This is a genomic window from Lederbergia galactosidilytica (genome assembly GCF_017873565.1).
GTDB classification, from domain to species: Bacteria; Bacillota; Bacilli; order Bacillales; family Bacillaceae_C; genus Lederbergia; species Lederbergia galactosidilytica.
In genome coordinates, this window is sequence record NZ_JAGGKH010000022.1 from 1 (window position 1) to 21,796 (window position 21,796).

At 37.8% G+C, this 21,796-nt stretch carries 21 protein-coding genes and 1 tRNA gene; all 22 read right to left on the minus strand.

Annotated elements, in window-relative coordinates; all coding sequences use genetic code 11:
- Positions 1-246 precede the first annotated feature (246 nt).
- The 22 genes from lysS to yabN all read right to left on the minus strand — a co-directional run bounded on the left by lysS (position 247) and on the right by yabN (position 21,790).
- Positions 247-1,734 carry a lysine--tRNA ligase gene (gene lysS / locus J2Z23_RS18540; RefSeq protein WP_064468023.1) on the minus strand — a complete coding sequence of 496 codons (1,488 nt, stop codon included), beginning with the start codon at positions 1,732-1,734 and terminating at the stop codon, positions 247-249.
- A 457-nt stretch (positions 1,735-2,191) separates the two neighbouring features.
- Positions 2,192-2,410, minus strand: coding sequence for a helix-turn-helix domain-containing protein (locus tag J2Z23_RS18545; RefSeq protein WP_057987731.1), 219 nt, complete (start codon positions 2,408-2,410; stop codon positions 2,192-2,194).
- On the minus strand, positions 2,362-2,889 hold the full coding sequence (folK, locus tag J2Z23_RS18550) for a 2-amino-4-hydroxy-6-hydroxymethyldihydropteridine diphosphokinase (protein ID WP_057987730.1): 528 nt from the start codon (positions 2,887-2,889) through the stop codon (positions 2,362-2,364). Before folK ends, J2Z23_RS18545 begins: the two co-directional genes overlap by 49 nt.
- Positions 2,889-3,251, minus strand: coding sequence for a dihydroneopterin aldolase (folB, locus tag J2Z23_RS18555; RefSeq protein WP_057987728.1), 363 nt, complete (start codon positions 3,249-3,251; stop codon positions 2,889-2,891). The genes folK and folB overlap by 1 nt, the downstream gene beginning before the upstream one ends.
- Before the next feature lies 1 nt (position 3,252).
- Positions 3,253-4,065, minus strand: coding sequence for a dihydropteroate synthase (gene folP / locus J2Z23_RS18560; RefSeq protein ID WP_338018447.1), 813 nt, complete (start codon positions 4,063-4,065; stop codon positions 3,253-3,255).
- A 136-nt stretch (positions 4,066-4,201) separates the two neighbouring features.
- A complete protein-coding gene (gene cysK, locus J2Z23_RS18565; protein WP_057987725.1) occupies positions 4,202-5,128 on the minus strand; it encodes a cysteine synthase A in 927 nt (308 codons plus the stop codon).
- Between the two features lie 125 nt (positions 5,129-5,253).
- Positions 5,254-6,129: an Hsp33 family molecular chaperone HslO gene (gene hslO, locus J2Z23_RS18570; RefSeq protein ID WP_057987723.1), complete on the minus strand. Its 876-nt coding sequence runs from the start codon at positions 6,127-6,129 to the stop codon at positions 5,254-5,256.
- A gap of 14 nt (positions 6,130-6,143) precedes the next feature.
- A complete protein-coding gene (locus J2Z23_RS18575) occupies positions 6,144-6,908 on the minus strand; it encodes a type III pantothenate kinase (protein ID WP_057987721.1) in 765 nt (254 codons plus the stop codon).
- A 178-nt stretch (positions 6,909-7,086) separates the two neighbouring features.
- Entirely contained in the window at positions 7,087-8,346 is a 1,260-nt protein-coding gene (locus J2Z23_RS18580; RefSeq protein WP_158323855.1) for an erythromycin esterase family protein, read from the minus strand.
- A 301-nt stretch (positions 8,347-8,647) separates the two neighbouring features.
- The gene (gene ftsH, locus J2Z23_RS18585) at positions 8,648-10,651 is read right to left on the minus strand and encodes an ATP-dependent zinc metalloprotease FtsH (protein ID WP_209974823.1); all 2,004 of its coding nucleotides are present in this window, start codon (positions 10,649-10,651) and stop codon (positions 8,648-8,650) included.
- A gap of 99 nt (positions 10,652-10,750) precedes the next feature.
- Complete coding sequence (gene hpt, locus J2Z23_RS18590; protein WP_057987715.1) at positions 10,751-11,296, minus strand: hypoxanthine phosphoribosyltransferase; 546 nt, start codon at positions 11,294-11,296, stop codon at positions 10,751-10,753.
- Complete coding sequence (gene tilS, locus J2Z23_RS18595) at positions 11,293-12,726, minus strand: tRNA lysidine(34) synthetase TilS (protein WP_238482857.1); 1,434 nt, start codon at positions 12,724-12,726, stop codon at positions 11,293-11,295. The genes hpt and tilS overlap by 4 nt, the downstream gene beginning before the upstream one ends.
- A 240-nt stretch (positions 12,727-12,966) precedes the next feature.
- Positions 12,967-13,908, minus strand: coding sequence for a protein kinase domain-containing protein (locus J2Z23_RS18600; RefSeq protein WP_338018446.1), 942 nt, complete (start codon positions 13,906-13,908; stop codon positions 12,967-12,969).
- Positions 13,883-14,617, minus strand: coding sequence for a VWA domain-containing protein (locus tag J2Z23_RS18605; protein ID WP_057987711.1), 735 nt, complete (start codon positions 14,615-14,617; stop codon positions 13,883-13,885). The genes J2Z23_RS18600 and J2Z23_RS18605 overlap by 26 nt, the downstream gene beginning before the upstream one ends.
- A 164-nt stretch (positions 14,618-14,781) precedes the next feature.
- A complete protein-coding gene (gene spoIIE / locus J2Z23_RS18610) occupies positions 14,782-17,262 on the minus strand; it encodes a stage II sporulation protein E (RefSeq protein ID WP_209974825.1) in 2,481 nt (826 codons plus the stop codon).
- A 499-nt stretch (positions 17,263-17,761) separates the two neighbouring features.
- Positions 17,762-17,835, minus strand: a tRNA-Met gene (locus tag J2Z23_RS18615).
- 215 nt (positions 17,836-18,050) lie between these two features.
- Positions 18,051-18,473 (minus strand): S1 domain-containing RNA-binding protein, encoded by a 423-nt coding sequence (locus J2Z23_RS18620; protein ID WP_057987707.1) that lies wholly within the window; start codon positions 18,471-18,473, stop codon positions 18,051-18,053.
- Between the two features lie 72 nt (positions 18,474-18,545).
- The gene (locus J2Z23_RS18625) at positions 18,546-18,941 is read right to left on the minus strand and encodes an FtsB family cell division protein (protein WP_057987705.1); all 396 of its coding nucleotides are present in this window, start codon (positions 18,939-18,941) and stop codon (positions 18,546-18,548) included.
- Between the two features lie 18 nt (positions 18,942-18,959).
- Complete coding sequence (yabQ, locus tag J2Z23_RS18630) at positions 18,960-19,586, minus strand: spore cortex biosynthesis protein YabQ (RefSeq protein WP_209974827.1); 627 nt, start codon at positions 19,584-19,586, stop codon at positions 18,960-18,962.
- Positions 19,583-19,882, minus strand: coding sequence for a sporulation protein YabP (yabP, locus tag J2Z23_RS18635; RefSeq protein ID WP_057987701.1), 300 nt, complete (start codon positions 19,880-19,882; stop codon positions 19,583-19,585). Before yabP ends, yabQ begins: the two co-directional genes overlap by 4 nt.
- Positions 19,883-19,989: 107 nt before the next feature.
- On the minus strand, positions 19,990-20,256 hold the full coding sequence (locus J2Z23_RS18640) for an RNA-binding S4 domain-containing protein (RefSeq protein WP_057987742.1): 267 nt from the start codon (positions 20,254-20,256) through the stop codon (positions 19,990-19,992).
- A 76-nt stretch (positions 20,257-20,332) separates the two neighbouring features.
- A complete protein-coding gene (gene yabN, locus J2Z23_RS18645; RefSeq protein WP_057987699.1) occupies positions 20,333-21,790 on the minus strand; it encodes a bifunctional methyltransferase/pyrophosphohydrolase YabN in 1,458 nt (485 codons plus the stop codon).
- Positions 21,791-21,796: the final 6 nt, after the last annotated feature.

Sequence of the window (21,796 nt, forward strand, 5' to 3'; positions counted from 1 at the left end):
TTCGTTTCGTTCAGTTTTCAAAGATCAAACTTCGTTGCCCTCATTGGCGACTTTTCTATAATACCAAATCTCTTTTCCAATGTCAACAACTTTTTTATTTCTTTAATTTCTTTTTTCCTTGTTTTAAGGAACGACTATTAATATACCACCGTTTTTTTAAGTATGCAACACTTTTTTTAAATATTTATCAAAAATATTTCAGAGACATGAGAAATAACTCGCCATGTCTCTGATAAATAATCACTTTTAATCTTTTTTCCTCATTAATGGGAATAAAAGTACATCACGAATAGACGGAGCGTTTGTTAATAACATTACCAATCGGTCGATCCCTATTCCAAGTCCACCTGTCGGCGGCATTCCATACTCTAGCGCTTCAACAAAATCCTCATCCATCTCATGCGCTTCATCATTACCTTGTTCACGTTCAAGCAACTGACTTTCAAAACGTTGCCTTTGATCAATAGGATCGTTAAGTTCAGTAAAGGCATTAGCATGTTCTCTACCTACTATAAACAATTCAAAACGATCAGTAAATCTCTGATCTTTATCATTCTTTTTAGCTAATGGAGATATCTCTACTGGATGTCCATATATAAATGTTGGTTGTATAAGCTTTTCTTCAACTCTCTGTTCAAAAAACTCATTAACGATATGCCCAAATGTCATATGTTCAGTAATTTCAATTCCATTTTCTTTAGCCAATTGTTTCGCTTCGGCATCATTCATTTCTTTCCAAAAGTCAACGCCAGTATATTCTTTAACAGCATCAACCATATGTAGACGACGCCATCTTGGTTTTAAATCAACCTCATAGTCTCCATATTGAACAGTCGTTGAACCAAGAACCGCTTCTGCCACATGTGCAATTAGGTTTTCTGTTAATTCCATAATATCTTCATAGTCTGCATATGCTTCGTATAGTTCAATCATAGTAAATTCCGGGTTATGTCTCGTAGACACCCCTTCATTTCTAAAAACACGACCTATCTCATAAACTTTTTCTAATCCACCCACAATCAAGCGTTTCAAATGGAGTTCAATGGCAATTCTCATATAAAACGGCATATCCAAAGCATTGTGATGTGTTTCAAATGGACGAGCAGCTGCCCCACCAGCAATTGCATGTAGCATTGGAGTTTCTACTTCTAAGTACCCCTTTTCATCCAAATAATGCCTAATTTCATGTAAGATTTTACTTCTTTTAATAAACGTTTCCTTACTCTCCTGATTTGTAATTAAATCAAGATAACGCTGACGATAGCGTTGTTCGACATCTTTTAATCCATGAAACTTATCTGGTAGAGGTCGTAAAGCTTTAGTCAGTAAAGTAAAATCAGTAATTTTAACAGAGAGTTCCCCAACCTTTGTTTTAAATACAGTACCTGTTACTCCAACTAAATCGCCTAAATCAACAGATTTAAAAAGCTCATACTGCTCTTCTCCAACGCTATCTTTCCGTACATATATTTGAATTTGGCCTTGAAGATCCTGGATATGAGCGAAACCAGCCTTCCCTTTTCCGCGTTTTGTCATTACCCTACCGGCAAGGGTAACTTCTATCCCCTTTTCTTCTAATTCCTCTTTAGAAAATTTATCATAAGAATTCTTGATTATCTCTGTATTATGGGTACGTTCAAAACGTTTCCCAAAAGGATCAATACCGCCTTCCCTTAAGGTTTGCATTTTTTCGCGTCTGACTAGTAATTGGTCGTTCAATTCTTCTTGACTCATAAAAAAACACTCCAATCTAATTTAAAAAGCTGGATATACTTTAATTTTACCATTTGGTGTAGGGAATAGACACCAACCCTAATCCTATACAAAAACAACTGCCAGTGTGTCTACCAGCAGTACGGTTCTGTTATCCTGCTTGTTCCCCCTAATGGTTGCTCAGTCGTTGTTTCAGCCGCAAATAAATTCTTCTTAACTACAAAATAATGCGCCAACCCGACTAAAGATCAAGCTTGTCTACTTCCTGCTATAGAGGAAACCAAATTATAGAATTGCCAGGATTATAAGCCCCCCTGCTCCCCATTCAACTTTGGGGATCACTTACATCTGTACAGTGATCAACTAATTAAGCTGTTGACCATTTCAAGCGCGGGCAAGCCTTGATGGCGGAGCAACAAGTATACCATGGCTTTTCATTTCCATATTAGCCATTGTATAAGATACCTTAGCTTACTATCTATTTAATTCTTTCATCCTCTGGTGTGAGTTCCTCAACAGAAACACCAAGCACCTCAGATATCTTCACTAACATATGATCAGTTGGCAAACGGGTGCCACGCTCAATTTCTCCAAAAACGGAAACGGAAATTCCTAAACTTTCCGCAAGCCTTTCTTGTGTAAAACCTTTTAATTTTCGAAAGGCGCGAATGCGTCTTCCCCATTTATCTGTTTCCATAACCGAACTCCTTCTTTATCAGGTATTTCGTCCAGGATTTCAACTAAAGGGGCGTTTGAACTTGGAAGAAAAAGCATACTGTCTATTTCCATAAGAGGAATAAGAACAAAAGCCCGCTCATTCATACGCGGATGAGGGATCTGTAAATCCTCCATCATAATATTTTCTTTATTATACAATAAAATGTCAAGATCGATAACCCTTGGCCCCCACTTAAACTCTCGAATTCGTCCAATCTCACGCTCGACATCTAAACAAAGGGTTAATAATTGATGTGGTGATAATGACGTGGAAATTTTTATAACCATATTTAGAAACTGATCTTGATCCGTGAAGCCAATTGGCTCTGTCTCATAAATGGAGGATAACTTTTCTATTTGCACTTCAGAACAATGACTCAATCTTTTAATAGCTTGTTTTAGGTACTCTAACCTATTTCCCATATTCGAACCTAAAGATATAAATGCCACATTTTCCATTATAATTTCTCCCTTATGATTTCCACTGCAACTGAATGATAATGGCCTGGGATAGGAGGATCGGGCTTTACAACCTTTACTGTTACGCGCTTGATTAATTCATATTTACTCAGCAAGACAGACGCTAATTTCTCAGCAATCGCTTCAATTAATTCATATTTCTCCTTCTCCACAATTCGCCTGCAGTCTTCATAGACATCAGCGTAATTGATCGTCTTAGCTAAATCATCCTTTACACCCGCTTCTTTAAGATCGCTTTCGATTATGAGGTCAACAATAAATCTCTGTCCGAGTCGATTCTCTTCTGGAAGCACGCCGTGATAGCCATAGAATTCCAATTGATTTAAATAAATTTTATCCACGTTATTCGCCCCTTTTGACTAAAGCATCCATCATAGCGGCCATTCTGCTCACTTCTTTTACATCATGAACACGTACCATATGGCATCCTTTTTGAATACCATAGCAGACTGTCGCTCCAGTTCCTTCCACCCGTTCGTCAACAGGTAAATCTAACGCCTCACCAATCATTCTTTTACGAGAAGTCGCTAATAGAACTGGATAACCAAGTCCTACTAATTTATCTAAGTTTCTCATCATCTCCATGTTTTCCTTATAATCCTTCGCAAAGCCAATTCCAGGGTCTAAAATGATATTTTCATCTGGGACTCCAGCCTTTTTCGCAATAGATATGCTCTCATATAAATCTTGGAGCACATCACGGATAAAGAAGTTATAATTTCGATTATCACGATTATGCATGAGGATAATAGGGACCCCCTTAGCTGCTGCAACATCAGCAATTTCAGGATCCTTTTTCGCTCCCCAAATATCATTAATAATCGTTGCCCCAGCATCTACCGCCCGCTCAGCTGTCTGTGCTTTATATGTATCAACGGAAATAGGCACTTTAATTTTAGCTGCCAAAGATTCAACAACAGGGACTATTCTTGCTATTTCCTCGTCAACAGAAACTGGATCATGACCAGGTCTTGTTGATTCTCCGCCAATATCAATAATATCTGCCCCATTTTTTATCATTTCTAATGCATGCTGTAGCGCAAATGATTCGTTATTATATCGCCCACCATCAGAAAAGGAATCCGGTGTTACATTTAAAATGCCCATAATAAGCGTTTTATTTTTAAAATTCAATGTATACTTGCCACATTTTATTGTTTCTTTCAACTTAAACACCTTCCTATTAAAACATACATCTCCAGTCTACCCTTAAATATCATTTTTGAAAAGAAAGGCTTTCTCGGGCACGAATAAAAAAACTTGGTGCGCGCTCGCACCAAGTTTTTCATATTTAATCATCAAATTGATAGAGAGGAGTACTTAAATAACGTTCTCCATTACTTGGAATAACAGCTAACACCTTTTTGCCTTTACCAAGTTCCTTTGCTACCTTTAAAGCTGCAGCAATTGCCGCTCCAGAAGAAATACCACCTAGTACCCCTTCCTCACAAGCTGCCTTTCTTGCCCACTCAAATGCTTCTTCATTTTCGATTTTGATTATCCCGTCGTAAATATGCGTGTCTAGAATGCTTGGAACAAATCCTGCGCCTATCCCTTGAATTTTATGCGGGCCCGGCTTACCTCCTGATAAAACAGGAGAATCTTCAGGTTCAACAGCATAGATCTTGATATTTGGATAATGTTCTTTTAATACTTCACCAGCTCCAGTAATTGTACCACCTGTACCAATACCTGCTACGAAGCCATCAAGTTGATCTCCCATTTGCTCGACAATTTCTTTTCCTGTTGTTAAACGATGAATTTCAGGGTTAGAAGGATTTTCAAATTGTTGAGGAATGAAATAGCCATGTTCTTCAGCTAATTCATTGGCCTTTTTAATCGCTCCGTTCATCCCCTCTGCTCCTGGAGTTAAGATTAAATCAGCCCCATAAGCTTTCAATAAATTACGTCGTTCCATACTCATTGTATCCGGCATAACTAGAACCGAACGATATCCTTTAGCGGCTGCAACCATCGCTAAGCCAATTCCCGTATTCCCACTTGTTGGCTCAATAATGGTATCGCCTTCTTTTAATTTACCACTCTTTTCAGCAGCCTCGATCATTGCTAGAGCAATACGATCCTTTACACTGCTGCCAGGGTTCATATACTCTAATTTCAAATAAATATCTGCACTATTTTCATCTGTTAATCGATTGAGTTTCACAATCGGGGTATTTCCAATGAGATCGGTTATAGAATTTGCTATATTTGCCATCTTCCCACCTCTAATTCCTAGTATTTTTATAGGTTTATTATAAAGTACCACGACATCTATTTAAAGTCAATAAAAAACAGTTATTTTAAAAAAGAAGATGGCTAAGATAGCGCATCTTCTTTCGTTTACCTTTCGGCTTCTGCTTCCAATTCTTCCAGTTCTTCTTTTGAGAAGTGATACGATTCATTACAAAAATGACATTGCGCATTTGCTTCCCCATCTTCTTCAATCATGGCATGAATTTCTTCTTTGCCTAAACTGATTATCGCATTGGATAGACGTTCTTTTGAGCATGTGCATCGAAATTCAACAGCTTGTTTTTCTAAGACGTTAACATCTTTCAAAAAACTCTCTAACATTTTCTCGGGTGTATATCCCTCATCAATTAAGCTGGAAACAGGAGGAGTTGATTGTAGACTTTGTTCAATCTCGGAAATAATCTCTTCATCAGCATCAGGCATTAGTTGAATAATAAAACCTCCTGCAGCCAAAATGGAATTATCCGGATTTACAAGGACTCCGACTCCTACAGAGGATGGCGTTTGTTCTGATTTAGCAAAATAATACGTGAAATCATCGCCAATTTCGCCTGATACAAGAGGTACTTGGCCAGAAAAGTGGTCTCTTAATCCAACATCTTTCACAATCGTTAACGTGCCATCCACCCCTACAGCTCGTCTTACATCCAATTTTCCAATATCATTTAATTCAAAATGCGTCTGGGGGTTCGTTACATAGCCACGCACATGCCCTTTTGCATCCGCATCTGCTAGCACGATACCAATCGGTCCTCCCCCTTCTACTTTAATCGTTATTTTATCTTCACCTTTTAACATTGCACCCATCATCACACCGGCGGTCATCGTTCGACCTAAAGCCGCTGATGCCGTGGGCCAAGTTTGATGCCTACGTTGAGCTTCCCCAACCGTATTTGTTGTAATCGCCGCATATGCGCGCACTTGACCATTATAAGCAATGGCCTTCACTAAGTAGTCCTCCATTAAGAGCCCACCTTTCATTCATTTCGTTTATAAATCAATTGTAGTCCTTTTAAAGTAAGATCCGGATCTACAATATCGATCATTTCTGTCTCTGTTGCAATTAAATTAGCAAGCCCTCCAGTAGCGATGACTGTTGGCTTCACCTGACATGTATCAATGATTCGCTGCACAATACTTTCTACTTGTCCAACAAATCCAAACAAAATACCAGCTTGCATTGCTGCGACTGTATTTTTGCCAATGATTTCGTCCACATGTGTAATTTCTATTCTCGGAAGCTTTGCAGCTCGATTATATAGGGCTTCCGTAGAAATACCAATCCCTGGAGCAATGACTCCACCCATATATTCACTTTTCTCATTGATATAGCAAAAGGTCGTAGCTGTTCCAAAATCCACTATAATCAGGGGACTTCCATATTCATGAATTCCCGCAACAGCATTGACAATCCGATCGGCTCCTACTTCGCGGGGATTATCATATTTTATATTTAATCCTGTTTTAATACCTGGACCAACAATCTTTGGGTTAACATGAAAGTATTTTTCACACATCTTTTCTAGCGTGAACATCAATGGAGGCACAACAGAAGAAATAATCACTCCTTGAATATCTTTAAACTGAATTCCTTCATGTTGAAAGAGCATTTTAATACCCATTCCATATTCATCTTCTGTTTTATGACGATTGGTTTGCATTCGCCAATGGTATTTTAGCTGATCTCGATGATATACACCAAGTACAATATTGGTATTTCCTACATCCAAAACTAAAATCAATCGTTTCACCACTTTTTATTGGACTTTTTCTCAAAACATCATACCACAAATACTTTATTGAGGGGATATATTAAGACTCACTTCAAGCACACGAAGGGAGTCTGTAAGAACGATAAAAAAGGTTATTCCCAAGCGGATCCCTAGGCTACCAAACAATCGCAATATTGATTCTCCTTGATTATTCTAGTACTGTTGTTGGCTTTGACTCCTTCACAATAATAAGGCCGTCATATGCATCAACAGGCTTCATTTTAATGGTATAAAACATCTTCGCTATCTTATACCATGCACGGAAATCATCGCCTATATTCCCCATCCTTTGCTCACTATGAATAATTTTCGATAATTCAGCTGATTGACTAGCCGTTTTAAAATCGACATAGAATTCATTTGATTCTATATCACCAAAAGCATCCGTCAATTGACTATGATGTTTTACAGTGAATTGTTCACGCTCATCTGAACCGCCGTTAAGCGCCTGAAATGTATTATCCATGAATTCCGTGCCAATCGCAAAGTATTCCTCTCCATATCGTTCAGCTAAATAATTCCCCATAGATTTATATCCAGCTAATGAGGCAGAGGTTTTTTCGATATGCCCATTATGAGCCGAAATAAGTATTTTATCATGACCACGGGTTTCTTCATAATCAATGATCCATTGTAAATTATCTGCCAAGTATTGATCACGAACTCTCGCATAATGTTTATCATCCGTTAATAGTAATTCTGTGCGCTGTCTTATTATCTCCATATATTGTAAAGCAATAGCAAAGTCATCAGGTGAAGATTGTTGGACATATATCTCTTTATTTGACTGTAAATCTAATTTAATATTGTCCATAATATCATTCACTTCTTGTAACTGAGCTGCAGTTAATGTACGCATTGTATCATTCGAAACATAATTCAATTGTTCAGTTAGAGCATTTGCCGCCTCTGGATTGACCACTTCATAATAATCAAGAAGACCTTCTTTACTATAGTCGTACCGTTGCATATCATTCCCATAGAAAGTTATTTTTTTATCGGCGTTTGCCTTCCTATTATAATCATGCATCCATTGTACAAACTTAATCATTTGCTCAGTTCGATAAATCGGATAATCGAGTGCATTTACAGCATCTTTAGCCGTTCCCTCTCCTGTTAAAATAAAGTGATTTATAATCTGACTACTACCAAAATCACCTTCCAGAACAAAAACATAAACATCCTCGTTTGTAATTAGCGCCTCAAATACATCTTTCTTCAATTGCTGAAATTCAATATTTCCATGGGTTGCTTCTCCAAGTCCAATCACCCTTACTCCATCCGGCAAAGTAATTTGCTCAATCGAAGAAACGTATTGATCTGCATTCTCTACAACACTATTACTGCACCCTGATAGCATCACCAGTATAAACAATATCAACAGTAAACCCCTTTTAAAAATCCCCATTTGTAAGCTCCCATCATCTATTTTCACATTTCAATATAAATCCCAAAACTGTATTACTATGATAGTACACTCATACATATTTAAATGTCAATAAAAAAATTCCCGAATCAGATAAACAAGATAAAATTGACCGGTGGTCCGATGGGTGGCAGCAGGCAATCGCAATTAGAGGCTCACAGAGTTTAAAACAAAAAGGACCCAATTGTTCCTAAATAGAAACAATTTGGGTCCAATACGGACATAATCCTTTATAGCAAACAAGAAAGGAGAGTCGCAGACCCTCCTTCAAAAGCAATTTTACTTATTCATTTTTAGTATCATCGTTGTCCATTCCATCTGGACGTTGACTTGGACCTAATTTACCTGGTTGGCCAGAAATTGGGTCATCTTCACGCTGTTCTGTAATTGTTAAATCTTCTTCTGTTTTTTCCTTAGGTTGAATAGTAATCGCTGGGTCTACCTTTTCAGTGTTGCCAGTTCGACCTTCAGGAAGCTTACCATCTTCGTACAAGCTACGAATTTGTTCAGCATCTAATGTTTCAATATCAAGAAGAGTTTGGGCAATTAATTCAAGCTTATCTTTATTTTCCGTAAGAATTTTTGTAGCCCGATCATAACATTCTTTAATAATGCGTTGAATCTCCAAATCAATCTCATAAGCAATGGCATCAGAATAATTCTGCTCATTGTTAATATCGCGGCCTAAGAACACTTGACCACCTTGTGATTGACCAAACTGGAGGGGACCAAGTTTTTCACTCATCCCAAATTCAGTAACCATTTTTCTCGCTATGCCAGTAGCACGTTGGAAGTCATTATGTGCACCTGTAGAAGCTTCACCAAAGGTGATTTCTTCTGCAACACGCCCACCTAATAAACCAGTAATCTTATCAAGCAATTCCGGTTTCGTCATAAAATAACGATCTTCCTTAGGTAGCATAACTGCATAACCACCAGCTTGCCCACGTGGTACGATGGTTACTTTATGAACCATTTCGGCTTCTTCTAACACAAGACCAATAACTGTATGGCCACCTTCATGATAAGCAACAATATTTCTTTCCTTCTTCGAAATGACGCGGGTTTTCTTCGCAGGACCTGCAATCACACGATCTGTCGCTTCATCAACATCTTCCATATCAATTTTCTTCTTATTTACCCTAGCAGCAACTAACGCCGCTTCGTTTAACAAGTTTTCTAAGTCTGCACCTGAAAATCCTGGCGTTCTCATCGCAATCGCCTTTAAATCCACAGAAGCATCAAGAGGCTTATTCCGGGCATGAACGCGTAATACCGCTTCACGACCTTTTACATCTGGTCGATCTACTGTGATTTGTCGATCAAAACGACCTGGACGTAATAATGCTGGGTCTAAGATATCAGGACGGTTTGTAGCGGCGATAATGATAATTCCTTCATTTTCACCAAACCCATCCATTTCAACAAGTAACTGGTTTAGTGTTTGTTCACGCTCATCATGCCCACCACCAAGACCTGCACCACGTTGGCGACCAACTGCATCTATTTCATCAATAAAGATAATACACGGGGAATTCTTTTTAGCATTCTCAAATAAATCACGAACACGGGATGCCCCAACACCAACAAACATTTCAACAAAGTCAGAACCACTGATAGAGAAGAATGGTACACCCGCTTCTCCGGCTACTGCACGAGCAAGAAGCGTTTTACCTGTTCCAGGTGGCCCAACTAATAATATCCCTTTTGGTATACTCGCACCCAATTCAGTATACTTTCTAGGGTCCTTTAAGAAATCCACAACTTCTACTAATTCTTGTTTTTCTTCATCTGCGCCCGCTACATCTCTAAAGCGCACCTTCTTCTTTTCTTCAGAATATAACTTTGCTTTACTCTTCCCAAAGTTCATCACGCGGCTGCCGCCACCTTGAGCTTGATTTAAAAGGAAGAAGAATAAAATAAAGATAATAATAAACGGAATGATCCCAGTTAAGAATGAGACCCAAACACTTGTCTCTTTTGCTGGTTTCACTTCCAAATCACTTGAGGCTGTATCAATGCGATCAAGCATTGCAGGACTATTCATTACATATGTAATAAAGAAGTCTCCTTCTTTTGCCCCTTTCAATTGTCCTTTAATTTCATAAACGCCTCGTTCAGGCTGCATTGTATATTTTTCTATATCGCCATTTTCCAAATGTGCTACAAATTCATTATACGTAATAGGTTTCGTCACTTCATTACTGTTTTTAAACCAACTCAAAATTCCAACTAAAACAAGAAAGATGAGTCCATAAAAAATGACATTTCGCAAAACCCGGTTCATCCCTTACCTCCTCCCACGGTAAAAAAACTATCTTCAATAGTATCATAGCTGTTTGCATTTTTACAACTATTCAACATTAGTTGAGAAACTTTTTTATCGTTATTCATTCTTTTCATAAACTTTCGGTTTTAATACCCCTATATAAGGGAGATTGCGGTATTTCTCCGCATAATCAAGTCCATAACCTACAACAAAGGCATCTGGAACAGTAAAACCTACGTAATCTGCTTCAATATTTCCTTTTCTGTTAGACGGTTTATCAAGCAATGTCACAATTTTGATCGATTTTGCTTTCCGATAACGGAATAGATCTACTAGATAACTTAAAGTTAATCCACTATCAATGATATCTTCAATAATTAAAATATCTCTGCCTTCAACAGGGGTATTCAAGTCCTTTAGAATTTTAACTTCTCCCGAGGATACAGTTCCGCCCCCATAACTTGAGACATCCATAAAATCTACTTCCAAATATGTATCAACCCGTTTTAATAAATCTGTCATAAACGGGATGGCTCCCTTAAGGACACCAATTGCGAGTGGAAATCGCCCATCATATTCTTCCGTAAGTTGAGCCGCTAACTCTGAAATTTTCTCATTAATTTCCTCTTCTGTTATCAGAACTTCCTTAATATCATTTTTCAATTCATCCTGCCCCCCGAAATTGTTTGGGTTTGATCATATAATAGAACATAATTATGACTATTTTGGGATTTTCCTTCAAAGCTAGACTTTTTCAAACCAGGGATCCACAGGATCTTGCCAGTATTATCAACTACGATCGGCCAAATCTTCCGTTCTTCCAAAGAAACCTTCTGGTCAATAAAAATGTCCTTGATCTTTTTGCTTCCCTTCATTCCTTTTAAACTTATTCTATCACCTGGTTTTCTAGTCCGAATAATTAATGGGAATTCAATTTCTCTCCCATCTATCAAAAATGAATTTAAATCCTCTTTTATAAGCATCTCTTGTGCTATTCCTAATTCCAAAGTTCCACCATTTGGTAAAACCGCTTTATTCCCCTCATATAACTCATAATAATAAGGTGACTGAAGTTCACTTCTCTCCTTAAAAGTGAAGCAACATGATGCATAAGAGCGAATAACCTTCATTCCTTTAGGAAAATCGAGCCTTCCAGATGGATTTTCGGACCTCAATAATCGCTGAATCAAATCAGTATGTACAGCTAAAATATCAGGTGTATTATATTGGTAAAGATAGTTTAATATTAGATGAATCACTCTTCTTTGTAAAGGCAAAGGTTCCACTAAAAAGGAAGGAATATCTAAATGAATTTCTTGATTTTCATCGACTTGACATATTTTATTAAATCGGGCTTTTGCCTCGCTTTGTAAATAGACCTCATCTTCCGTTAAATCGTCATGAAAACGTTGAAAATGTTCCAATGCTTGTCCATTTTCTTGCTTAAGAATCGGAAGGACATCAAGGCGGAATCGATTTCTTGCATAGTCCCGTTTTTCGTTACTTGGGTCTATCCTCGGCTCCAACTTATAATAATGGCAATATTCCTCAACTTCTTGCCTAGAGACAGCAAGCAAAGGCCGAATAAGCTCTCCCTTACCAAATGAGCGTCTAACCTTCATTCCTGCTCTAGCCTGTCCAGTTGCTCCTCTCGTCAGTCGCATTAGAATGGTCTCCATCTGATCGTCCCCATGGTGGGCAACCATCAGTTTATTTGCATTTATTTCTTCCATTACTCTCAGTAAAAATTGATAACGATACTTTCTGGCTGTTTCTTGCATGCCCGTTTTGTCCATTTCCATTTTTCGTTTAATATCAATCGCTACACTATGGAATGGTATTGATCTTTTCTCACAATATCCTTTTACAAATAAAAGATCTTGTACCGATTCTTCACCTCTTAACATATGGTCCACATGCGCAACAGCTAATTGTATTCCATATTTTTCTTTCCGGTTAATAAAATAGTCAATCAGCGCCAAAGAATCAGGTCCTCCTGATACAGCTGCTACAAGATAATCTCCTTTTTCAATCAGTTCACGACTTTTTATAAAAGCTTCTGTCTTCTTCTCAAACTGCAACATTTTTTCCATCCCTTTACAAGAAAAGTGCAGATACTTACCTTCAAAGACTAACAAATAATAACGTTCCTCTTTCCCACCATGCTTGTCTTTAAATTAAAACATATTCGTCCGCTTTTCCAATCTGTCTTTTCATCACACAATTACTCATAAATTATGTTACCATTTCACTTCGGTCATCTCCAGTCGCAAAACTTCCCTTTATAAGCTTATTGGAATTAGAATATAATATGTTTGCAACAAGCTAATATTTTACAGAAGATAACTATAAATATAGAGCGCATAAAGCACAATCGTGAGTAATAAAACCATTACAGTTTCCTTCATAGAACCTGATTTTTTGTTTTTCTTTTGTCTTGTAGCGGACCGTCTCGCATATGTCACTGGCTTATCCCTTTTATCAGATAATAAAATAAGCAGATCCCCCTTCATCTTTTTCGCTGAACCATATTCACCGAATAGAGCTTTCCGAAGAACTGGACTAAAACGAGATAATTCAGAATGGGAATCGATTTGCTGAATCAACTGCTTCTTTCCATCACCGACTCTTGAAAACTTTTTAGGGTAGTACATATGAATAAAAAGCATAGCGGTAGAAAATAAATCATAGGTTGGTTCTGACTTACGAGAACCCAAGCCCCAATAACCCCTATCAAAAAACTCCGTGAATTCCTTGATTGCTCTTCCCTTTATAGTAGTGCCACCAACATCAATAAAGCGAATTCTAGGTGGTGGGCCTGATACAATTAAATTTTCCGGCTTCAGATCACCGAAAGTCCAACCTTCTTGGTGAAGCTTCTCTAGTGTATCTAACAGTTGCACAATCAAAATTCCTACCCATGTCTGCCCGTTTTTCTTGATAAAGGTCAGCATGTCTGGACCTTGTATATATTCCATTGTATAAAAGTGAATTCTCCCCCGTGGACTCTCCCAATCATCCATTTCATACAAAGAAGGTCCTGGGGAATCCCCTGGGACCTTAGAGAAAGCTTTCAGAACATTGACTTCGGATGTAATCGAAAGGCTATCCATACTCATTTTTAACGCAGTATGCCCTCTCACTCCCTTAGCTAGGTAGACAATCCCATTTGCTCCAGAACCAAGTTCCCTGATAATTTGGTAATTCCCACCATGCCATTTTCCAATTATGACGGTTCCAGGTAAGAATTTACATTGAGTCTTCCATGTATTCATCATCATTTGCTAGCAGTCCTCTCAAAGAACGCCTTTTCTTAAAATAAGTCATGGCTTCACGTATTGCGGGCCCAGTTGGTGTTATCCCACCAACAGCTAATTTTGGAAAAGTTGAAGTTAATAACTCTAAATTAGGCGTCCAATCTAAAAGCTTTTCAACTTCTTTCCTTTTCCCAGGAAATATAAAGACAGCAAAGCGATTATGCCCCATACGGGCATTTAAACTTAAAGACAAATCCAGTAACGCCTCTTTGACTGTTGGGAGCTTTGTTTTCATACTGGCACTTGTATCTACCAAAACTAAAACTTCAATATCGGATGTTTCACCAAGTTCATCGACAACCTCTAAGATCTCACCTCTTTGGTCTGGAGGAAGTTCCTCCATATCTGTCTCTTTCCCTAAGATCTGTCGTAACTCTTTATTCACTACACCTTGTAAGGTTTGGGTCATCGCCTTTCTAGTTACCATTTGCACTGTTTGTGATAATTGTTCTGCATACACAATTTGACTAATCCCACCACCAGAAGCCGCAATTCCTTCAATTTCTTGGACACCTTTATGTTCAATCGACTCATTTTCAACAACACCAATAACATTCACTGTAATCCCATTTTCATTCGCTAAAGCCGCCATCGCAACCGGATCTTCTCCTTGATTGGAACATCCATCTGTGATGAGTAAAATTTGCTTTAAAGGACTTTTCGTCATAATCTCCCCTCCGTTTGGATGATTAAACAGGAATAAATGCTCAAGCAACTGGTTTAGGATTCGGCAAAAGTCCATCAGTTGTCACATACCCTTGTTCCGGTCGTGCTTCAGTTCGCCTCCTGTTTTTAACATCCTCGCCTCAAATAGGGAATTTTATACAATTGCTAGGAGATTTTCATTTCTCTACTTCTTACTGGAATAGCCGCCCACTTAGGAGTGTTATGCTTTATCTTCAACGCCATAATCGTCATATCATCTGATATCGTTCCTGAACAAGTTCGGATCACCTCTTCCATAATTAAGTCTGAAATTGCTTGGGGATCGTCCGTTTCTATTTCACGCAGTTTTCGTTTCATCCAAATTTCATAGTTTTCTACATTTTTTGGACCCTCAAAAATACCGTCACTCATCATAATTAATAAGTCTCCCGCTTTTAACTGTTCGGTGACAACATCAACATCAAACTCTTGTATCATCCCTATCGGCAAATTGGCCGCTTCAATTTTCAAGATTTTATTTCCCCTTTTTATAAAGCTAGGAGTGGACCCAATCTTCAGAAACTTTGTCTCAGCATCTTGTAAATCAATGACAGCTAAGTCTAGGGTTGAGAAGATCTCATCAGTTGACCGCAAGGATAAAATTGAATTAACTGACTTAATTGCTACTTTCTCTTCTATACCTGATTTTAAAATCTTCTGCAATAGTTTCAGCGTCTCACTACTCTCATGGTGGGCTCTCTCTCCATTCCCCATTCCATCACTAATAGCAGCGGCAAATTTCCCAGGCCCTAACTCAATCATCGAATAACTATCCCCAGATAAAAAACCACCGCCTTTTGCTGCATGGGCTACACCTGTTTCCACAACATATGTCTTAGCAGAACGGAAGGTAGCATACAGAAGTTCAAATGATCCTTGTTCCTCCTTCTGAACAATGATTGTTTCATTTAAAATATCAGAAAGTAGAGGGGCAATTATCTTTTCACATTCTCCCAGTATATTTTGTCCCGGTAAAGTAATATCGATATCGATATTACCTGGTACTAAGCTGTAAATTTCCACTTCTTCAATCTCGATTCCAAAATCCTGTAAAGCATCTAAAATTACTTCCTCCTGTTTTTGATGATTAGCTTGTTCTCTCTGAATTTCCTTCGCAAAATCTCCCATTACTTCAGAAACCCCTAACAATTGCTCTGCAACGAGTTTCCTACTTTCCTTAACCTGTAACTTCAATTGCTGATTTGCTTGGTAGACGTTCAGTCCTTGATGAATAGCATTTTTAACTTTTTGCGAACGATTACACTGTCGCTCCAACTGTTGATTAAGAGAATTGGGTATGTTCCCGGTATTTTCATCCATTTCATTCATAATATTCTTCATTAAATCATAGGTTGTATCAAAGTTATCCGCACCCCAACATTGAGCCTTCTTATAACACATTTGGCAAGTCTTTTCCGTCACATCACTTAGAAAATAATCAAATTCTTGCTCTATCTTTTCTGATTCATTTGCTTTTTCCGTTTGTGAGAAACTATTGGACAATGCTTGAAAGACAGATGAAAATTGCTCTACCCTTTTTACTGTAATATCACGAATTTTTCTAGCATATCTTTGCTGATCCTGAGTATACTCATTAGTACCTGGAATATAGCGTGCAATATTCTCAGACCAGTTTTTAGGTGTAATCAATAAAAGAAAAATAGCAATAGTGGATTCATAAATCGTATCAAGCAAAGGAGAATTCGCTTCTCCATACAATCCCATTAACAAGGTCGCAATCATTAGGCCAAATGCTGTACCTAATTGCTTTCCTTCTTTTAACAAACCACCTAATAACCCTGCAAATGCCAGTAAGCTCATTTGAAGGAGGCTACTTACACTGGCTAAGCTAAAAATAAGTCCTGTTACAACCCCAACGGTTGAGCCTACCGTTGCCCCTGCCGTAAAAGCAAAGAGAATAACAAGATAACGAGATAAAATATGTTCAACAGACAAATCATATACTGTCCACCCAATTGTTCCAGTCATTATGGAAGCAAGTAAAATGATGAGACTTACGACCTCTTCTGTTTTTAAAGACTTTTTCCGCCTTTTAGTTGTAAGAAAAGGAATACTTTGCATGAAAATAAAGACTAAAACAAAACTTAAACTTGCTTCTACACCTGCCATCAAAGCGTCGAACTGTGAAATGGTTTGTCCATTTTGGAGAAAAAGCCAACCACATTTTACAAAAAGGGAAATTAGTAATACACCATAAGGTAGTAATTTCACACTTGGTTGGGTGATTAAGGAAAATAGCTTAAGACTAATAAGATAAATAAAACATAGTCCAAAGGTATAAATCGTATTGCCTATCCCAAGTGTAAACGAACCTACTAAAAGGCCAAGTAATACAATCGGGGCTTTGTCCTTTCTCATTAAATAGACAACAGCAAAAAACGGCAATATAAAAGGAGTCAACTGCGACAAAATAAGAGCTCGTCCTAAAAGCAAGGCAACCAAAAATAAAGCTAAACCCTTTTGCAAAATTAAATTCTCTAATTTCTGTATTACCTTTTTGAAGCCATTTGAAATCTCTAGTCTCGTTCCCCCTAAAGTCGAATTCTGAATAGATGTCTCCGCAAAGCCTCTTTCCCCTTTATCCATTTTTAATCGCACTCCCCACACAAAGTTATGATTAAATTTATTATAAAGGAGCATATTCTAAAACTTTGTCAATTCTAGGGAGGGAGTTGAAAGAAAAGTTCGACTAAATGAGGCAAAATCCCAGATGTTTAGAAATTTATGAAGAAAGTATGAATAAACATAAAAAAACAAGTCCTTGTAAAAACAAGAAACTTGTAATTTATATCCGACATGTTAAACCTAAATGCTGGATTTTGTTATTTATTTTTTTACGCAACTAAATTAGTTGTCTATGCTTTTCTTTTTGTCCAGCTACAGCGCCTAGCTGCTAGCAAACTTTCGGTGCCTTCCTACGATAAGTCAACATCGATTCACCCTTCGGATTCATCGTGTTTCCTTTATCTCAGGCCTACAGGATGTAGATCAGAACAGCGTTGCGCCAGGACGGCGCGTCTTTAGCTGTTCATCCTTATAATCCAAGGTTTGTACGCAGCTAAACAGTCGGCTTCGCTTTTCGTTATAGCGGCGGAGGGGATCGAACCCCCGACCTCACGGGTATGAACCGTACGCTCTAGCCAGCTGAGCTACACCGCCAAGTTATCCATGCCAAAGGCACAGATTCTATAATACAATTATCTTAGAAGCTTGTCAATCATTGTTTTAAAAGAATGTAAGTAATTCTGCATGCTAATCATTACGTAAATGTGCTACTTTCCAATTAATATTTCTTGTCTTTCAAAAGTAAAATAACCCCTCCACTCCATAAACAGAGTAGAAGGGTCACTTTATTTAAAAAAACAGACAGCAAGTTAACCGCGTCTTGCACCACGTCCGCCACGTTTTGATTCTGTATTACGCTTTAAAGAAGATAGGCGATCCTCACTATCCTTTAAAAAGCGATTCATTTTCGCTTCAAAGCTTTCCTTCGTACGATCATTCATCCGGTTATGACGATGATTGTCACGATGATGGTTTGAATGGGATTGACTCGATGGCTGGTCTTTTGCTTTACGAATAGACAAGCCAATTTTACCGTCTTTCTCAACATTTAACACTTTCACGAGGACTTCATCCCCAACAGTTAAATGGTCTTTAATATCTTTTACATAATTATCGGCCACTTCACTGATGTGAACAAGTCCTGTGGAGCCACCGGGTAATTCCACAAACGCCCCAAAATGAGTAATGCCTGTTACCTTGCCTTGTACCTTGCTGCCTACTTCGATCGACATAAAAAAATTTATCCTCCTTAAAAGTATAAAAGTAACCTTACCTTATATTATATCTAACTTTTGAAAAAGGTGTCAATAAGACTCCTTTTCCTTCTCTTTTTTCTTTTTGGTTTCCGGAAGATTAAAAATGATTTCCCCTTTCTCAGATAGAAAGTAATCTCTTCGCGCAAGTTTAGCTATGTATTCTTCATCATTTAACTTAACAAGTTCATTCTCCAATGAAGCTTGTCTTTTTTCCAAGCTGGCAAGAGTCTCTTCCAATTTTGCCTTTTCCTTTTGTTTCTCGGCTAGCACTGAATTTTTAGAAACAAAGGAGGATATAACCAATGAAGACAGAGCAATTGTCAGGATAAGGAATGCTGTTAGCCTGCGTATAAGAAGCTTTTTTCTTCTTGCCGCCTTCCTCATTGTAATCTCTTGTTGTTTCATATAATTTGTTTCCAATGAAGCAACCTTTTTCATTCCCATCCTGAGACCTCCTTACCATTATTTTTTGAAAAATTTCTTCATATAATCTTGAACAAAATGAACAATTTTATTCCATATACGTGTAGTAGAATGAAATATTCTTTGTAATATTGTTATCCAAGTCTTGGGCAATAATAAAAGAATACCTTTCGCTAAGAGAGTAAACGGATACCAGATTATCTTTAATACCCATAATAACACGATTCCAATCCCTTTTACAAGAACCCAAGCAAAGCGCCCAATACCTAACAGAATAGTAAAAATCAAGAAAATTATTGCTTTAATCGGACGATAGATAAAAAAGAGGAACATTTTTTTAATTAAGGACCAAGTCGCTTTTAAAAAGGAAATGCCCCACTCTAATATCCGGAGGTATATACCCTTTATTAAAGCTTGATAGGCCGCAAAGCCACACAGAATTGCTAAGATAAGATATAAGCGTACCTCACCATAATTAACAAGAAATAATACATAAAAAATAATGATACCATGTAAAAGCCAAAATAATATATCATTGATAAATACAAGAATCTTACTACGGCTTCCTCGCTTTAAGAAGCGCTGGTACGTATCAAGCGAGGCACCGAAAAAGCTACCCATACTAATCATAGCGAGCATGGTATAAAATTGGGTAGATAAAGTCATCGAAACAACTTGCCAAAGAATCCTTTAGCCTTCTCCCCATGATGATCATCAAGATAAACAAGATCATATATTTTCCCTTTAATTGAGACAATTCCTCGATCAACATCTAAGTTCTTCATTTGGAGATTTTGTCCATGTATCGATAAATATCCCATTGTTGTTTCTAATAGAAATTCCTCATTATCAAAACTCTCTACATGTTTCACACCCGTTATATCAAGTAACTTTCTACCCCGCATAGTTAAGTCGTGCTCTGGTGTTGAGCTTTTTGACATGGATTCATGATATTGGTTCATTTTTATCCCTCATTTTCGTACTGATTTTACTTCATACATATGAAGGTAAATGAGGAAATAGAACAAGCCCTTTATCAGAGTAGTTTATCTTTTAACAAATGTTATTATTAATCAGTTGTCGTTAAATTCTCTTCTTTTACAATCTTGTACATGTTTGCAGCATCTTCTTTTTTGGTAGACTCTTGAAGCTCTGTAACCTGTACTGTTACAAGCTTTTGGCCAAAGCGAATCTCTAATTCATCGCCAACCTTCACATTGGAGCCTGCTTTAGCCTGCTGCCCATTAATGAAAATTCTCCCTTTATCTGCCACTTCCTTTGCAAGTGTACGTCTTTTTATAAGCCGAGAAACTTTCAAAAATTTATCTAAACGCATAGTTGTCATGCTTTCACCTTCTTTTATAAAAAATAGTTATTATATTACCTAACTTTGGGCACTTGCGCTTTTCTTGTTATAATCCCTTTTCTTTTGCTTCATCCCAAAACTGGTCTAGCTGCTTAAGGGTATATGCTTCGAAGCTTTTCCCACTTTCCCTAACTTTCTTTTCTATGTAAGTAAAGCGGCGGGAAAACTTTTCATTTGTGCTGGCTAGCGCCTCTTCTGGATGTATGTTCAATAGACGGGAAACATTCACAACCGCAAATAATAGATCTCCTAATTCCTTTATTTGCTCTTGTTTATCTTCTTTCGCCATCTCAGTCTCGAATTCCTGCAATTCTTCCTTAACTTTTTCCCAAGCTTCCTGAGCTTCTCCCCAATCAAATCCTACTTTACCTGCCCTTTTTTGATATTCATAAGCTTTGATTAAAGCGGGAAGTCCTTTTTCGGCTTGATCCAAAATAGAAGCATCTCTATTTTTCTCCATTGCTTTGATTTCGTTCCAATTAGCTGTCACTTCTTCTGCATTTCGTACTGTCACATCCCCAAATACGTGTGGATGACGGCGAACCATTTTGCTTGAGATCGATTCTAGCACATCTTCAATCGAAAACATTCCTTCATCTTCTCCGATTTGAGCATGAAGCATAATTTGCAGTAAAACATCGCCAAGTTCTTCAATCATGTTTTCAATATCATCTTGGTCAATAGCGGCTAACAGCTCATAGGCTTCCTCAATCAGGTATTTCTTCAAAGAAAGATGAGTTTGTTCCTTGTCCCATGGACATCCATTGGGCCCACGTAAATCTGTAATAATATGACGTAAAGTGGAGAATTCTTTATAAGCCTGAGCTTGCTCCACAATTGGTGGGACATATAAACTTGTTAGATTGTCCAATGTCATATCATGATCTAATTCATATAGTGGTAGTTTTCTTACTTTTTCCTCCTTACTGCCTGCAGCCGTCACAAGGAATACTTCATAATCATCCGGATATTTCTCCATAAGTGTGAGCTTGACTTCAGATGCAACAAAAGCATCGTATACTTGGCCAATGATTACATGTTGGCGAATTTGAATTTCGTCTCTTTGTAATGATGTCCCGTCTAAAAGCTGAAATCCTTCAATTGGATCTATCTTAAGAGATGTAAACAAAGGATCCAAAAAGCTTTGTCCTCCTTGAATACGAATCATTATGTCTCTTTCGGGAGCCCATTCTAATAAAAGTTGGACAGTTCTTTCAGCGACAAGTGGATGACCTGGAACCGCATAGGTAATCGATTCATTTTCCGCTTTATTTAATAGAAACTGAGTAATTTCCTCGTATACCTTAGCAAAATCATCATGCTTTTCATAAATATCATCGAATGATTCAAAGCTAAGTCCCTCATCTATCAATTCTGCAACAACGGGATGTTCTTTCGTTCGCAAAAAAAGTAATCTCTCTTGCTTTAATAATTTATAAATTCCAAGGGGCAGCTGTTCCAAGCCTCCAGGACCTAAACCGATGACGGTTATTTCTCCATTCATTCTACC